Origin of the sequence: Bradyrhizobium sp. AZCC 1693, assembly GCF_036924745.1 — a bacterium.
Lineage (GTDB): Bacteria > Pseudomonadota > Alphaproteobacteria > Rhizobiales > Xanthobacteraceae > Bradyrhizobium.
The window spans coordinates 1,567,971-1,582,543 of the sequence record NZ_JAZHSD010000001.1; the positions used below are offsets into that span (position 1 = coordinate 1,567,971).

The 14,573-nt window shown below is 62.1% G+C and carries 16 protein-coding genes; 3 read left to right on the plus strand and 13 right to left on the minus strand.

The genetic code is table 11. The features are described 5' to 3' along the window. Positions 1–17: 17 nt before the first annotated feature. Entirely contained in the window at positions 18–1,328 is a 1,311-nt protein-coding gene (gene glyA, locus V1293_RS07735; RefSeq protein WP_334508168.1) for a serine hydroxymethyltransferase, read from the minus strand. Between the two features lie 306 nt (positions 1,329–1,634). Further along, positions 1,635–2,258 (minus strand): glutathione S-transferase family protein, encoded by a 624-nt coding sequence (locus tag V1293_RS07740; RefSeq protein WP_334508170.1) that lies wholly within the window; start codon positions 2,256–2,258, stop codon positions 1,635–1,637. Positions 2,259–2,529: 271 nt separating this feature from the next. Here V1293_RS07740 and V1293_RS07745 point away from each other — a divergent pair, with 271 nt between their 5' ends. Beyond that, a complete protein-coding gene (locus tag V1293_RS07745) occupies positions 2,530–2,778 on the plus strand; it encodes a hypothetical protein (RefSeq protein WP_334508172.1) in 249 nt (82 codons plus the stop codon). A gap of 12 nt (positions 2,779–2,790) precedes the next feature. On the opposite strand, the gene V1293_RS07750 is transcribed toward V1293_RS07745, so the two are convergent. The 11 genes from V1293_RS07750 to V1293_RS07805 all read right to left on the minus strand — a co-directional run bounded on the left by V1293_RS07750 (position 2,791) and on the right by V1293_RS07805 (position 12,308). Next, complete coding sequence (locus tag V1293_RS07750) at positions 2,791–3,366, minus strand: histidine phosphatase family protein (protein ID WP_334508174.1); 576 nt, start codon at positions 3,364–3,366, stop codon at positions 2,791–2,793. 11 nt (positions 3,367–3,377) lie between these two features. Further along, on the minus strand, positions 3,378–3,803 hold the full coding sequence (locus V1293_RS07755) for a hypothetical protein (RefSeq protein WP_334508176.1): 426 nt from the start codon (positions 3,801–3,803) through the stop codon (positions 3,378–3,380). Positions 3,804–3,872: 69 nt separating this feature from the next. Continuing rightward, complete coding sequence (locus V1293_RS07760) at positions 3,873–4,229, minus strand: DUF6152 family protein (protein ID WP_334508178.1); 357 nt, start codon at positions 4,227–4,229, stop codon at positions 3,873–3,875. A gap of 30 nt (positions 4,230–4,259) precedes the next feature. Further along, entirely contained in the window at positions 4,260–5,528 is a 1,269-nt protein-coding gene (locus tag V1293_RS07765) for an adenylate/guanylate cyclase domain-containing protein (protein WP_334508180.1), read from the minus strand. 125 nt (positions 5,529–5,653) lie between these two features. Continuing rightward, a complete protein-coding gene (locus V1293_RS07770; RefSeq protein ID WP_334508182.1) occupies positions 5,654–5,875 on the minus strand; it encodes a hypothetical protein in 222 nt (73 codons plus the stop codon). A 36-nt stretch (positions 5,876–5,911) separates the two neighbouring features. Beyond that, positions 5,912–6,136 (minus strand): hypothetical protein, encoded by a 225-nt coding sequence (locus V1293_RS07775; RefSeq protein WP_334508184.1) that lies wholly within the window; start codon positions 6,134–6,136, stop codon positions 5,912–5,914. Between the two features lie 109 nt (positions 6,137–6,245). Then, positions 6,246–7,343 (minus strand): ABC transporter ATP-binding protein, encoded by a 1,098-nt coding sequence (locus tag V1293_RS07780; protein ID WP_334508186.1) that lies wholly within the window; start codon positions 7,341–7,343, stop codon positions 6,246–6,248. A gap of 76 nt (positions 7,344–7,419) precedes the next feature. Beyond that, positions 7,420–8,682 (minus strand): extracellular solute-binding protein, encoded by a 1,263-nt coding sequence (locus V1293_RS07785; protein WP_334516654.1) that lies wholly within the window; start codon positions 8,680–8,682, stop codon positions 7,420–7,422. Positions 8,683–9,599: 917 nt separating this feature from the next. Further along, positions 9,600–10,493 carry a carbohydrate ABC transporter permease gene (locus tag V1293_RS07795; protein ID WP_334508190.1) on the minus strand — a complete coding sequence of 298 codons (894 nt, stop codon included), beginning with the start codon at positions 10,491–10,493 and terminating at the stop codon, positions 9,600–9,602. A 385-nt stretch (positions 10,494–10,878) separates the two neighbouring features. Beyond that, positions 10,879–11,394, minus strand: a complete 516-nt coding sequence (gene ldtR, locus V1293_RS07800) for a transcriptional regulator LdtR (RefSeq protein WP_028345688.1) — start codon at positions 11,392–11,394, stop codon at positions 10,879–10,881. A gap of 452 nt (positions 11,395–11,846) precedes the next feature. After that, a complete protein-coding gene (locus tag V1293_RS07805; protein ID WP_334508192.1) occupies positions 11,847–12,308 on the minus strand; it encodes a DUF6163 family protein in 462 nt (153 codons plus the stop codon). 211 nt (positions 12,309–12,519) lie between these two features. Here V1293_RS07805 and hemB point away from each other — a divergent pair, with 211 nt between their 5' ends. Both hemB and V1293_RS07815 read left to right on the plus strand, forming a co-directional pair. After that, positions 12,520–13,581, plus strand: coding sequence for a porphobilinogen synthase (hemB, locus tag V1293_RS07810; protein ID WP_334508194.1), 1,062 nt, complete (start codon positions 12,520–12,522; stop codon positions 13,579–13,581). Positions 13,582–13,829: 248 nt separating this feature from the next. Continuing rightward, positions 13,830–14,420 (plus strand): RDD family protein, encoded by a 591-nt coding sequence (locus V1293_RS07815; RefSeq protein WP_334508196.1) that lies wholly within the window; start codon positions 13,830–13,832, stop codon positions 14,418–14,420. Positions 14,421–14,573: the final 153 nt, after the last annotated feature.

Consider the following 14,573-nt stretch of genomic DNA (forward strand, 5'->3'; position numbering starts at 1 on the left):
GCCTTTACTGCAAGAACTTACTGATAAATCGGGAAGCGGTCGGTGAGCGCCTTGACGCGCTCCTTGATCGCGGCTTCGACCAGCGGCGCCTTGCCGTCCTCCGACTGCGCCAGTGCGTTGAGCACTTCGGCGATCATGCCGCCGACCTGCTGGAATTCGGCAACGCCGAAGCCGCGCGTGGTCGCCGCCGGCGTGCCGAGACGCAGGCCGGAGGTCACGAACGGCTTTTCGGGATCGAAGGGGATACCGTTCTTGTTGCAGGTGATCGCGGCGCGCACCAGCGCCTTTTCCGAGACGTTGCCCTTCAGGCCTTTCGGCCGCAGGTCGACCAGCATCAGATGGTTATCTGTGCCACCCGAGACGATGTCGAAACCGTGGCCGCGCAGCGTTTCCGCCAGGGCCTTGGCGTTTTCGACGACGTTCTTCGCATAGACCTTGAAGTCGGGGCGCAACGCTTCGGCAAACGCCACCGCCTTGGCCGCGATCACATGCATCAGCGGGCCACCCTGCAGGCCCGGGAAGATCGCCGAATTCAGCTTCTTGGCGATCGTCTCGTCATTGCAGAGGATCAGGCCGCCACGCGGGCCGCGCAGCGACTTATGCGTGGTGGTGGTGGTGACGTGGGCATGCGGCACCGGTGAGGCATGGACGCCGCCGGCGACGAGGCCGGCGAAATGCGCCATGTCGACCAAAAGATACGCGCCGACAGAGTCGGCGATCTCGCGGAAGCGCTTGAAGTCCCAGGCGCGCGAATAGGCCGATCCACCGGCGATGATCAGCTTCGGCTTCACCTGCTCGGCCTGCTTCGCCACCTCGTCCATGTCGATGATCTGGTCCTCACGCCGCACCGTGTAGTGCGCGGCCTTGAACCACTTGCCGGACATGTTGACGGGCGAGCCGTGGGTGAGATGGCCGCCGGCGGCGAGGTCGAGACCCATAAAAGTGTCGCCGGGCTGCAGCAGCGCCAGAAACGCCGCCTGGTTCATCTGGCTGCCGGAGTTCGGCTGCACGTTGGCAAACTGCGCGCCGAACAGCTTTTTGGCGCGCTCGATCGCCAGCGTCTCGGCGACGTCGACCCATTCGCAGCCGCCGTAGTAGCGCGCACCCGGATACCCTTCCGCATACTTGTTCGTCATCACCGAACCCTGCGCTTCCAGCACGGCCCGGCTGACGATGTTTTCCGAGGCAATCAGCTCGATCTCGTGCCGCTGACGGCCGAGTTCGCCCTTGATCGCGGCAGCGATTTCCGGATCGGCCTCGGCGAGCGTGGCCGTGAAGAACGAGTCGGGCGCGGAGGCGGTTTTGGAGCTGGAGGACGAGGAGGTCATTGGGCGAAATATCTCCACCGCCGCAGGCCCTTAGGGGCGAAACGGTCGGCTATGTGTGGCGGTCGAAAGAAGTGCTTGCGAGATACCACATCGGCCGGAATTGGCCAAGCGCTTGCGGTACAGGGCTGATATTTATGCAAGATATGGTGGGAATGAAGCCCCCTCCCTCGTCGCCCCGGCCTTGAGCCGGGGCCCATACCCCCGGGAAGGTCATTGGGAGACGAAGGCGTCGGCCAGGGCGCCCCTTCCCACGGCCGCGGCGTATGGGTTCCGGCTCGCGCTTCGCTTGGCCGGAACGACGGGAAGCTACGCAAACCGGTACGCCCCGCCCTTTTCGATGCTCCGCTGGAACGCCGGCCGGGCGTGCATCCGTCCCAGCCAGGCCGCGAGGTTCGGGTATGGCTCCAATTTCCCGAACACTTTTGCCATCTCGCCGACAAAGCTCATCTGGATGTCGGCGCCGGTCAGGGACGCCCCGACAAAGAACTCCCGCCCCTTTAGCGCGCCGTCGACGTAGCCGAGATGGTTGGCAAGCTCGCTGTCGATACGCGGATGCAGCGGCGCGCCCGCTTCCTTCAGCCGGGACACGTAGAGGTTCAGCATCAGCGGCAGCATCGCCGAGCCTTCCGAATAATGCAGCCACTCGTTGTAGGCCTCATGGTCCGCGCTTCCCGGCGCCGGCATCATCGCCCCCTTGCCGTAACGGCGGATGATGTAGTCGACGATGGCGCCGGATTCGGCGATCGTCGTGTCGCCGTCGGTGATGACGGGCGATTTGCCAAGCGGATGAACCTCCTTCAACTCCGGCGGCGCGAGCCGGGTCTCGGCGTTGCGCTGATAGCGCTTCATCTCATAGGGCGTGGCCAGTTCCTCCAGCAGCCACAAAATCCGCTGCGAGCGAGAGTCGTTGAGGTGATGAAGCGTGAGCATGGGGGGTTTCCTCTCGTTGTCCTTGGCTAGCACGATTTTCTTGAGAGTGTCACTGCGCGCGAAGCGTTCAGCGAATTGAAGGCCGACGTGAACAGACTTGCGACGGAAGACTACGACGATCAATCATTTGTTTATTCGGCGAAGCGCAATTAGCAGCGTGCGCCGGGCGTGTGGTCCGGCATCATTGAAATTTGCCGTAAGTGATCCAGTTCACAGTGCAATGCCTCGGCTGGGTCCATAAACGCCTGGGGCTGATTGATGGATTTCGCAAATGCCTGAATCACGCTCACATTGCGAACAAAAGGCTAGATCGAAGCGCTGGCTGACAACGGCCTTCCTGATCTACGGAGTGATGGTCGGCCTGCTCGGTTTCTTTATCGTATTTCCAGATATGAAGAACCACGGGACGCAAGGCGAAGGCGCGCCCGTCCAAACTGCAGCGAAGGCGGTCAGATATGAGGCCGTGATCGCCAACTGGAGCCGGTTTCGCAACAAGGACGCGAGGGCGGACGCGCGATAACGCGAGCCGGGTTCAATCGAGAAGCAGGCGGCCGACAGGTTCGGCGCTGCCGCTACCGCCGCGCACAACAACGATCTCGCCGCTGGCCGGCGAAATCGTCGTCAGCGCCGCGATGTTCGCGCCGTGCGTCACGACAAGCAGGTTTGATGGCCCGTTCCATTTGGCGATGAGCGCGCGGGCGCCTCCGGTGAGCCCTTCCCTCTGATCGCGCAGCACGACCACATTGCCAAAGGTCGCTTCCGTCTCGACGGGTCCGAGGTTGAGCAGTGCGGCCGTGTCCGTGCAGCGGCACCATGGCGAGCTCAGGATTTTTCCGAATGCAATTCCTTCCCGCTTGAGCCGCGCGCCGATTTTTGCCGCGTCCACCCGCCCCTTGTCGCTGAGGTTGCGTTGCGTGGCACAATCATCGACACGGAATCCCGGCGGATCGCCGGCGCCACCCGGCGCATCGGCATGGCGCATCAGGGCGACGTGGCCGCCGGCCTGCAACGCCTTCCAGGCATTGGCCGCGTCATCGGCACAGGCGACGTCCACCGTGCTGCAGAAGCCGAGAAGGACCGTGAAGATGACGAAGCGCACGCGGCGCATGGCGGCCTCCATCAGAAATACGCGATCAGACGGCCGGCGCAGATCGCGCCGAGCCACAGCACGAGCGAGATCAGCGCCGTGGCCTTGGCGCCGCCGGAGGCTTCGTTGCGCCAGCTTTCAACATGACGCCATGGGCCTGCATGTGCGATCACGACGTTGACCAGCGCCGCCGCCATCAGCAGCAGCTTGCTCTGAAACGCCGGGTTTTTCACGACATGCGACGCATCAGCGCTAAACAGCAAAAATCCCATGCTGATCGCGAGCACAAAGCCTGCGCGCGACAACGGCAACAATAATTGCGCCATCGGCGAAATCGCAATCGCGCGCCCGAACCCCAGCATTCTCAAATCGAGCGCCAGGATCGACCCCACCAGCACGACGAAGCCGATGATGTGCAGGATCTCGACTGCGGGATAAAGCGCGGGTGATGAGCGCATCGTGTGCCCCAGCGCGCTTTCCTGCAAGGTCAGGAATATCGATGGGGCCGCCTGGTGCTCCACGCTGCCCTACCGCAATTCGATGCGCTTGCCGTCGAGAACGATGTACTCGATGCGCGCCTCGTCGGGCTTGCTGGTATGGGGATAGCCGAACACCGTGCAGGTCTTGCCCGGGGCGATCAGGTCTGCGGTTGCGCCCCGCGCCTGCATGCGTGAGGGCGGCGCCAGGACGAAGTGCCAGAGCTTGCCGTCGACCTCCATCTGGATCTCGCAGTGCGGGTTCTCGAAGGTCGATTTCAGGATCTTGCCGGTGACGGTGAACGATTTCGACGTATCGTATCCGCCCCAGCCGTGATGGGCGATGGCTGTGGCCGGGGCAAGGCTGGCTGCCAGCGACAGGAACACGCGACGGGAGATTGAGGTCATGGCGAGCCTCCTTGGAGCGGCAGTCGTGCCCTAATGAGTTTCCCATTCCTTTTTCCAGAATCCCTCATTGGGCATCGTGCCGGCCGGATCAGACGAGAATTCCGGTTTAACGCGATTGAGGAAGTACATATTCACCAGACCCTTGTGCTTCACCTCCACAGCGCCGCGGGGTTCCGTCTCGAACCGCCCCTTGATGTGGTGCCAGGTCGCTTCAGAAATCGTGATGCGGCCCGGAACGCCGGCGGCTTCGACACGCTCCGCAACGTTCACCGTGTTCCCCCAGATATCGTAGGTAAATTTGTGTTTGCCGACGACGCCGGCAATAACTGGTCCGGTATTGATACCGATCCTCGCCAGCCAGGCCGGCAGGTGCAGCTTCTCCCGTTGCCGGTTCAGCTTGGTCAAGTGATCAAGTATCTGCAGCGCACACAACGCGGCGTCGATCGGGTGCGAGCGATTGTGCTCCGGCACGCCGCCCACGGCGAGATATGCATCGCCGATCGTCTTTAGCTTTTCCAGACGATGCTTTGCCATGATATCGTCGAATCTGGTGAAGTGCTGGTCGAGCTGATCGATGACGCTCGCGGGCTCCATTGTTTCGACGATGCGGGTGAAGCCGCTGAAATCAATAAAGATGACGGTCGCAGAGTCAAAGAAGCGCGGCTGAACACGCTGGCTCGCCTTGAGCTCGGCCGCGATGGATGGCGGCAGGATGTTCAGGAGCAGTCGCTCCGATTCACCTTTCTCGGCTACTGCTCGGTCGCGCGCCAGCTCCAACTGGCGCAGCATCTCGTTGCGCTCAATCAACTGCCGACGCAATTCCAAGTGCACCATAGTTTGCCGTGACAATCGCCGTAAGGCTTCCCGTTGCTCGAAACTGAGTTCGCGCGACTTGAAGTCAACCACGCACAAAGTGCCCAAGGCATAGCCATCTTGGGTAATGAGCGGGACACCGCAATAGAAACGGAGTTTCAAACCGGTCGTCACCAGCGGGCTGGCGTTGAATCTCTGATCGCTGACGAGATCGGGAGCGTACACGATATCGTTGTTGCAGATCGTGACCTGGCAAATCGAGATTTCTCGGGGACACTCGGAAAGATCTGGAGGGAGACCGTATTTTGCCTTCATCCACTGGCGCGATGGATCGATGAAGCTGATCAGCGCGGCCGGGCAACCGCAAATCTGCGCCGCCAGTTCGGTGATTTCGTCGAAGCCGATTTCCGGAAGCGTATCGAGAATGGCGTAGCTTTTCAGCGCGTCAAGCCGCTCAGGCTCATTGGCTGGAATAGCTACGTCCATGACAAGCCCCTCACGCCAGATCAGATCAAGATATGGCGGAGCGTACGTGGCAGGCAAGCCCCCTTCAGGAGGACCTGAGTGCGCGCCGGGTCAGACTCAGCGCGCAGCAGGACGGCGTGCGTTTCTTACAGCCCCGTATATCCCGCCTTCACCGGATCGTTGCTGCCATCGAGCTGGCGCAAATAGGTCAGCCCGCACACCGTCAGCCGGTGCGGATCCGTCTCGCCCGCTTCCACCAACGTGGTGAGATATTCCGTGACCTTGACGCGCGCTTCGTCGTTGGCCGCGGCAGTGCGGTTCACAAGCAGATCATAGGTCTGCATGATGCGGTCGATCGCGGCTTCCATGGATTTCTCCTGAGTTGCGTGATGCGGGTGATGCGGTCAGGCCGGTATGCGCGCTTCGAATTCGGCGATTGCCTTGTTGGCGAGCCGGAGCCTGTTGAATTCGCCCTGCTGGAACATCTTCACGATGATTGAGAGCAACCGCTCGTCCGTGACGAGGCTGTCGGCAATGGCGCCGGTCTTGCGGAGGTAGTACGACGCGATGGCATAGGCATCGCCCACCACCTCGAAGTTCATGACCTGAATTCCGCGCTCGACCAACATGCCTCACCTGTTCCGTGACAGGCCCGACAATGCGCGAGGTCCGGGATGGTTCCATCCTTTTTTGGAAACCGGGCCTTTTGGCAGCAAAAACAGGACGTTTCGGCCCGTTTCACCCCAAAATCGGCAACTCGCTCTCGGGATCGAAGAAATGCAGGCGGCCAGCCTGCGCCGACAGGCGAACCTGATCGCAGCGCGCAATCGCGGTTTCCGCGGGCACGCGTGCGGCGGTGACGCTGGCGCCGCCTACCCTTGTCTCCAGCAAAATTTCCGAGCCGAGCTGTTCGATGACCTCGACGCGGGCGTCGAAACCAAGGCCCGGGGCGCCATTGCCGAGCACGAGGTGCTCCGGCCGCACGCCCAGGATCACGCGGCGACCGCTGTGGGCTGCGAGCGCCGACGCGTCCGCAGGCCCGATCGTAAGCCGCAGGCCTTCTGCCTCGACTGACGTCACACCCGCTGCACTGCGCACGCTGACGTCGATAAAATTCATCGCAGGCGCGCCGATGAAGCCCGCGACGAACTTGTTGGCCGGCTTGCCGTAGACCTGCAGCGGCGTGCCGATCTGCTGAACCCTGCCGTCGCGCATGATCACGACGCGGTCGCCCAAGGTCATGGCCTCGACCTGGTCATGGGTCACGAACACCGACGTGGTCGGAATTTCCGCATGCAGGCGCTTGATCTCGATGCGCATCTGCGCGCGCAGCTTGGCATCCAGGTTCGACAGCGGCTCGTCGAACAAAAACACCTGCGGATTGCGCACGATGCAGCGGCCGAGCGCGACGCGCTGCTGCTGGCCGCCCGAGAGCTGCCTGGGCTTGCGCTGAAGCAAATCATGCAGCCCGAGCATGCCGGCGGCGCGGTCGATCGCCGCCTTGATCTCGGCTTCCGCTGTCTTCTTGTTGCGCAGGCCGAACGCCAGATTGTCGTAGACGCTCATGTGCTGGTAGAGCGCGTAGTTCTGGAACACCATGGCGACGTCGCGGTCGCGCGGCGGCAGATGGTTGACCAGCTTGCCGCCGATCCGGATGTCGCCGCTGGTGATGTCTTCCAGCCCTGCGATCATGCGCAGCGTCGTCGACTTGCCGCAGCCGGACGGGCCGACCAGCGCCACGAACTCCTTGTCGGCAATCTCGAGATCGACGTCCTTCACGGCGTGGAACAGCGAGCCATAATGCTTGTTGAGCTTGCTGAGTGATATTGCTGCCATTGCCCCGCCGCACCCGAACCTGAAGCCTTTTCAAAAAGCCCGCCGCGCGCTGACGCGGCGGGCTTCGCGTTCTCGATTATTGTGCGGCCTTGCTCACCAGCGGCGCGCCCTCGGCCAACACTTTTGCGATGTCCTCGCGCTTGCCGGTGACGGCCTTGGTGACCGCGTCGTTGAACGCCTTGTGCACGGCGGGCCATTGCGGGAAGTAATAGGCGCCGCGCACCTTGTCGGGAGAATCCAGCACTGACTCTTTCAAGAGCTTCATGAACTGATCCTGCTCGGCGATCTTCGGCCAGAACGAGGTGTTGGGCGGCGGCGCGCCGGTCGCCTTCCAGAGCTTCATCTGGCCTTCCTCGTCGAGCATCATCGCTTCCAGCATCTGCTTGGCGAGCTTCTTGCGCTCGGGCGCGATCGATTTCGGGATCGCCCAGCCCCAGATATCGTCCCAAGCGAACGGCCTGGTGCGGTTGGGGCCGAGCGGAAAGCGCGCGGCGGCGATCTTGCCCGCGATCTTCGACTTGGCGGGGTCGTTGAAGGTGCCCCACCACAGCGTGTCCGCCACGGTGAAGGCGGCATCGCCGGACATGAAGATCGCGTTGGCCTCGTTGCGGTCATAGGCCGGCATGCCGCGCGGCACGATCTTGTGGGTGTTGATCGCGTCCCACCAATATTCGACGGTCTGCTGCATGCAGGGCTCGGTCAGGCCCGACTTCCAGCCGGCTTCCGCAAGCTTCTTGTTGTCGCGCTCGTAGGCCGGCATCAGCACGTCGCAATTGTTGCCCCACATCGACCAGAGCCAGCTGAACCAGGTGTGGTTCATCGCCATGCCGGCGACAAAGCCGAACTTGACCTTGCCGTCCGCCTGCAGCTTCTTGCTCATGGTGACGAGCTGTTCCAGCGTCTTCGGCACCTCCTCCGGCTTGACGAGATCGGAGCGGTAGAAGAACACGCTGAACGTCTGGCCCATCGGCACGACGGTGTTCTTGCCTTCCGCATTGGCAAACACGACCGGGGCCATGCTCCACTTGTCGGCGTATTTATTGGCCTCGACGTCGTCCATCGGCTCCAGCAGATGCGCCCAGGTCTGTCCCCAGTCGTCATTGTGCCAGATGACATCGTACTGGTCGGCGTTCGAGGTCAGCGAGGCCGTCATTTTCTCGACATAGACGCCGTAGGAATTCGGCACCTTGACGATCTTGACGCCGTTCTTGGCGCCCCAGGCCTCGAACATCGCGATCGAAGCGTCCTGGATCGGGCTCGGCTGGTAGCCGATCCGCAGCTCTTTCACCTGAGCGGCAGCGCTGCTGGTCGCGGCCACCAAGGCCGCGGTCGCCGCCATCAACCATCTCGCCAGTCCCTGCATCGCCTCTCCTCCTCGTTTTTGTCGTTGTGTCGTGCCTCGGTCTTTCCTCGCCTAAATTCTCAAACCCCGGATCACGTATTTCTGTCCGAACAGCGCGATCAAAAACGCCGGCACCAGCGCCATGACCGCGGTCGCCGCCATCAGATTCCAGCGCAGCCCCATCTCGGTGACGAATTGCGCCATGACAACCGTGATCATCGGGACGCGGTTGCCGGTCAGGATCAGCGCAAACAAAAACTCGTTCCAGGTGAACAGCCAGCATAGCACGGCGAGCGCGGAAATCGCCGGCAGCGCCGACGGCACGGCGACGCGGATGAAGGCGCCCCACTCGTGTGCAGCCGTCGATCATGGCGGCGTATTCCATCGACGGGTCGATGCCGTCGAAAAAGCCCTTCATAAGCCACGAGAAGAAGCAGATGTGCACGGCGACGTGCGGCAGCAGCAGCCCGGTATAGGTGTCGTAGATGCCCCAGCTCTGCGTCACGAAATACAGCGGCAAGACCCAGGAGATATAGGGCACGCAGCGGAACACATAGATCGTTCCGAACCAGATCCGCGAGGCCGGCCCGGTGAAGCGCGACAGCATGTAGCCGCTCGATACGGTGACAAGCAGCGAGAACACGGTCGCGAGTGTGGCGATCAGTGCGCTGTTGAGGAAGGCTTCGACAATTCTTTCTTCGCGCAGCACCTCGGCGAAATTGCCGAGCGTAAACTCCGTGCCGCGATGGACATAATAGACGCCAGATTCCGGCCGCAGCGAAGTCAGGACCAGCCACAGCACCGGAAAGGCGAACGCGAAGCAGATGAAAGCGAGCGCCAGCGCGAACAGCGCCTTGCGGCCGATCGGCGGCAGCCACGGCAGGAATTCGGAGCGGCTCACCATGGGCATCGGGTCAGGCCTTTGCGATGCGGTCGACGAGGCGATAGAGCACCACGCCGATCACGAGGATGATCAGCCCGCCGATGATCGCCGCCGCCGAACCACGGCCGAGATCGAGGTTGAGGAAGGCGTGGACGTAAGCATAGAGGCTGAACAGTTCAGTCGAGCGTCCCGGCCCGCCGCCGGTCAGCGTCCACACGATATCGAAGGTGCGGAAGGCGTCGATGGCGCGGATCACCACGCAGACCACGATGACAGGGCGCAGCATCGGCAGCGTCAGGAAGCGAAACACGCGCCAGGTCGTGGTGCCGTCGATGGCGGCGGCCTCGAACGGCTCCTTCGGCAGGCTCTGCAGGCCCGCAAGCAGCAGCAGCGTGAACCACGGCGTCCACAGCCAGATGTCGGTCAGAAGGATGATGCCGAACGCGCTCCAGCGCTGCACCAGCCAGGGCTGCCCCTCCAGGCCAATAGCTTCCAGCACCACATTCACGATGCCGAATTGGTCGTTGAATATCCAGCGGATCATGATCGCGGCGATCACAGGCGCCACCATCAGCGGTACCAGCAGGATGGTCTGCACCAGCTTCTGGCCGCGGAACGGACGGTTGAGCAAGAGCGCCAGCGCAAGGCCCGCCACCAGCGCGCCGGCGACGCTGAGCACCATGAACAGGAAGGTGTTCGGCAGCACCACATAGAGGAACGCCGGATCCGAAATTACCGCGGCGTAGTGGTCGAAGCCGATCCAGGTCTTCTTGGGATTATAGAGCGCCCAGTTGCGAAAGCTGGCGTTGGCGCCGATCACGATCGGCACGACCTGAAACAGCAGCAGCAACAGCGCAGCCGGCGCGATCAGGAGCAGCACGAAGCGCTGTTGCTCGCCGAACATGGGACGCCGCGATGCCGACAAGCCCGTTTTCCCCATTTGGGCATCAGGCCGTCACGACTCTTGTGGCCGGTACGCGCGTGAAGCCTTTATATTTTCATGGATTATGGGCGGGGCGTCGGAGGCTAGTCAATCCGGATTGTGCAAGCGGCACAATCGGATTGGTGCAAGAGCACAATCGGATTGTGAAACAGGCAAGCGATCGGACAGGCGCTTATTCAAAGGCATCAACTTGAGGTTTGCAAAAAGCAAAACGCACCGGACCCGGAGAACCGGGGCCGATGCGTCTCGAGCAGGGCTTACTGCCTTGCCAGTTCATTGTCCGCTGTTGGCTTGCCGGTCTTCTCGTTCATGATCCGAGAGGTCGGATCATGATCTGGCCGGCTTGGCCGCTAGACGAACGAAATTCTCAGAGCCGATACAGGATCTGGTCGGTCCAGAACCGCTCGAGGCGGTGCAGCGACTTGTTCAGGGTCGCGAACTCCTCGTTCGAGATGCCGCCGACCTGCTCCACCGTCTTGACGTGCTTCTGATAGAGCGCATCGACGATCTTGCGGATTTCCTGGCCCTGCGCGGTCAGGCGAATGCGGACCGAACGGCGATCGACGCGGGAGCGCTGATGATCGAGGAAGCCGAGTTCGACGAGCTTCTTGAGGTTATAGGAGACGTTGGAGCCGAGATAGTAACCGCGCGTGCGCAGCTCGCCCGCGGTCAGCTCCTTGTCGCCGATGTTATAGAGCAGCAATGCCTGCACCGAATTGATGTCGGCGCGGCCGCGGCGATCGAATTCGTCCTTGATGACGTCGAGCAGCCGGCGGTGAAGCCGCTCCACCAAAGTCAATGCTTCCAGATAGAGCGGCTGCACCGGAGTTTGACCGGCAGAGCGTTCAGCGGTTTCCACCGCCGTTGCAACGGCTTTGATCATGACACTTCCCCTGTCGTCGTTTTTCGACTTATTTCGACGAAACTTCTGTCCCGCCTGATAGCTTCAACTTAAGGGGGCGGTTTGAAGATCCGCTTAAATAAGAGAATAAAGAGATCATGAATTTAACAGAGTGAATTGTCGATTAAGCCCGGTGGATCAAGGCTTTTTGCAATATTTCATTGACGGTGAGAGCGCGTTGTTCACGCTTCGTCTGCATGCCCTGTCGCATTCGGAAACAGGTGCGTCTGAAATCGAAACGCTCGCGTAAGGTGTGTGGTGGAACCCTTTACGGCCCTTAACGGTGACTGAAGCGTTACCGGGAAAATTTCGGAAAATTGCAGGGGATCGCGTCGCGGTTTCTGCACGGAAGGAATTATGGCGGGAAACTGACGCGTTGTACTTCTCCTTCTCTCCGCAAGAGCAGGGCGAGGGAGCCCGTCGGGGTAAGCGTCCTACGGCGGGCGTTCACGCGCAGCCATCCAGGCGAGCGCCAGATACGCCGCCAGCATCACAGCCTCGATCCCCACCACCGTCAGGCTGCCGCCGTAGATGCCGGGAAACATCAGTTCGATCACCGCCATCGACACCACGGTGGTGAGCCACACCACCGCGCCCCAGGGCGTCGCGAGCCACAGGCCAACGGCGGCGACCAGTTCGATGACGGCGAAATAGACGGTCGCGGTCTGCCAGGCCATCGACTGGTTCTCGAACGCCTCCTCCTCGCCGCCGATGAAACCCGTCACCTGTGCCCAGTGGTACAGGCCCTTCAGGATCGAGATGACGGCCATGATGCGCAGGAACAGCACCAGCCGCCGCGTCCAGACATTGTCGTCGGGCTCGATCCGCTCCGACGACATCGCCGCCATCGACATGGCCTTGTCCCGCCCCTGATCGCGCGCTGACGTGTCAGACATGGCAGTTGTCCTGGGAGCACACCTGGAAGCCGACCTCGGAATCGGGACTCAATGCGGGCTGGAATGGCCTCATGGCCTGATGTCTTGGCCCGCCCGGACGGCAAAATCAATTGCTGATGAGATAGATCAAGGCTCGGTGACGAGCGGCGAGCAAGGTGCTAGAATTGGAACAAATCGAAATCTACCCGCCGCCTCCAGGAGTACCCATCACATGGCGATCAAGTTCGGGCGTCCGATCGAAATGCGCGACGCGCCGCAGCGGCCGACCGCCCTCGCCTCCACCCCGCTGGACCTGATCATCCGCCCGCGCCGCAACCGCAAGGCGGAATGGGCCCGGCGGCTGGTGCGCGAAAACGTGCTCACCACCAACGACCTGATCTGGCCGATGTTCGTGGTCGACGGAAGCAACACGCGCACGCCGGTGGCCTCGATGCCCGGCGTCGACCGCCTCACCGTCGATCAGGCGGTGCGTGATGCCGAGCGCGCGATGAAGCTCGATATCCCCTGCATCGCGCTGTTCCCCTATACCGAGCCGTCCCTGCGCGACGAGAACGGTTCCGAAGCGCTCAACCCGAACAATCTGGTCTGCCAGTCGGTGCGCGCGATCAAGAAGGAGTTTCCTGATCTCGGCGTGCTCTGCGACGTCGCACTCGATCCCTTCACCAGCCACGGCCATGACGGGCTGATCGAGGGCGGCAAGATCCTCAACGACGAGACGGTGGCGGTGCTGGTGCGGCAGGCGCTGGTGCAGGCCGAAGCCGGCTGCGACGTCATTGCCCCCTCCGACATGATGGACGGCCGCGTCGGCGCCATCCGCGAGGCGCTGGACGAGGCCGGTTTCCTCGACGTGCAAATCATGTCCTATGCCGCGAAATACGCGTCCGCCTTCTACGGCCCGTTCCGCGACGCCATTGGTTCCGCGAAGACGCTGACCGGCGACAAGCGCACCTACCAGATGGACAGCGCCAATTCCGACGAAGCGTTGCGCGAGGTCGAACTCGACATCGCCGAGGGCGCCGACATGGTGATGGTGAAGCCCGGCATGCCCTATCTCGATATCGTGCGGCGGGTGAAGGACACGTTTTCGATGCCGACATTCGTCTACCAGGTATCCGGCGAATACGCGATGATCGCGGGCGCCGCGAATAATGGCTGGATCGACGGCGAGCGCGCGATGATGGAAAGCCTGCTCGGCTTCAAGCGCGCCGGCGCGGACGGGATTTTGACGTATTTTGCTCCGAAGGCGGCGGAGAAGCTGAAGGCTCAAGGGTAACCCACCGGCCCCTCCGCGGCATTGCCTGCGACAAACGCGAAGCGTTTGCGCAAGGGAGCGAAAGCGACGACGCAATCCAGCCATCCGTTATGCCGCGCGATGGATTGCTTCGCTTCGCTCGCAATGACGGGGTGAGAGCGCCCTCAAATCACCCCGAATATTGCAGCGTGTTAATGGTCGCAGGCCCTTGGCGAGTGCGCGGCCGGTTCCCATGTTCCGTTCGGGAAATTCGGCCTGGAGGACGGACCATGTCTTATAGCGGCTCTGGCAATACCGGCGGCGGCTCTTCAAGTGCTGGCGGCGCTTCGAGTGCTGGCGGCGCCTGGCGGAACGACGGTGGGGTGCCGCCGCATGCGTTCGATCCCGATCTGCAGCCGGAACTGTTTCGCGGCGTGCTGACTCGGCGCGTGTTTGCGTTCCTGATCGACCTCATCGTGCTGTCGGTTCCTGTCATCCTTGGCTACATCTTCATTGCCGTGTTTGGCGTGATCACGCTCGGGCTCGGCTGGATGCTGTTCTGGCTGGCGTGGCCGGCTACCATCGTGTGGGCGATCGTCTATTACGGCTCCTCGATCGGCGGCCCGCATTCGGCCACCATGGGCATGCGCGCAATGGATCTGGAGGTCCGCACCTGGTACGGCGCCCCGGGCTATTTCGTGCTCGGCGCCTGCCATGCCGTGTTGTACTGGGTCTCGATCTCGTTCCTGACGCCGCTGGTGCTGCTGGTCGGCCTGTTCAACGGCCGCCGCCGGCTGTTGCACGACATCGTGCTGGGAACCGTGGTCATCAACAGCTCGATTCGTACTCAGGTAGCGCCTTCGGCACGCAGCAGCTACTGAGCGAGCAGCAAACTGTAATTGACCGTCAGCCCGCGGGGCGCGATGTTAGAGCTGATCCGGCCCCGAAATGAATCGGGGTCGGGCCGGCGCTTTGTCGTTTTGAGGCGTTTTCTTAACGCCAAAACGCTATGGTCGATTGTTTCGGAGGCCTGA

What these genes read in the sequence shown, in the direction of transcription:
- glyA (WP_334508168.1), bottom strand. Translation starts at nt 1,328, where the DNA reads ATGACCTCCTCGTCCTCCAGCTCCAAAACCGCCTCCGCGCCCGACTCG.
- V1293_RS07740 (WP_334508170.1), bottom strand. Translation starts at nt 2,258, where the DNA reads ATGCTCACGCTTCATCACCTCAACGACTCTCGCTCGCAGCGGATTTTG.
- V1293_RS07745 (WP_334508172.1), top strand. Translation starts at nt 2,530, where the DNA reads ATGCCTGAATCACGCTCACATTGCGAACAAAAGGCTAGATCGAAGCGC.
- V1293_RS07750 (WP_334508174.1), bottom strand. Translation starts at nt 3,366, where the DNA reads ATGCGCCGCGTGCGCTTCGTCATCTTCACGGTCCTTCTCGGCTTCTGC.
- V1293_RS07755 (WP_334508176.1), bottom strand. Translation starts at nt 3,803, where the DNA reads ATGCGCTCATCACCCGCGCTTTATCCCGCAGTCGAGATCCTGCACATC.
- V1293_RS07760 (WP_334508178.1), bottom strand. Translation starts at nt 4,229, where the DNA reads ATGACCTCAATCTCCCGTCGCGTGTTCCTGTCGCTGGCAGCCAGCCTT.
- V1293_RS07765 (WP_334508180.1), bottom strand. Translation starts at nt 5,528, where the DNA reads ATGGACGTAGCTATTCCAGCCAATGAGCCTGAGCGGCTTGACGCGCTG.
- V1293_RS07770 (WP_334508182.1), bottom strand. Translation starts at nt 5,875, where the DNA reads ATGGAAGCCGCGATCGACCGCATCATGCAGACCTATGATCTGCTTGTG.
- V1293_RS07775 (WP_334508184.1), bottom strand. Translation starts at nt 6,136, where the DNA reads ATGTTGGTCGAGCGCGGAATTCAGGTCATGAACTTCGAGGTGGTGGGC.
- V1293_RS07780 (WP_334508186.1), bottom strand. Translation starts at nt 7,343, where the DNA reads ATGGCAGCAATATCACTCAGCAAGCTCAACAAGCATTATGGCTCGCTG.
- V1293_RS07785 (WP_334516654.1), bottom strand. Translation starts at nt 8,682, where the DNA reads ATGGCGGCGACCGCGGCCTTGGTGGCCGCGACCAGCAGCGCTGCCGCT.
- ldtR (WP_028345688.1), bottom strand. Translation starts at nt 11,394, where the DNA reads ATGATCAAAGCCGTTGCAACGGCGGTGGAAACCGCTGAACGCTCTGCC.
- V1293_RS07805 (WP_334508192.1), bottom strand. Translation starts at nt 12,308, where the DNA reads ATGTCTGACACGTCAGCGCGCGATCAGGGGCGGGACAAGGCCATGTCG.
- hemB (WP_334508194.1), top strand. Translation starts at nt 12,520, where the DNA reads ATGGCGATCAAGTTCGGGCGTCCGATCGAAATGCGCGACGCGCCGCAG.
- V1293_RS07815 (WP_334508196.1), top strand. Translation starts at nt 13,830, where the DNA reads ATGTCTTATAGCGGCTCTGGCAATACCGGCGGCGGCTCTTCAAGTGCT.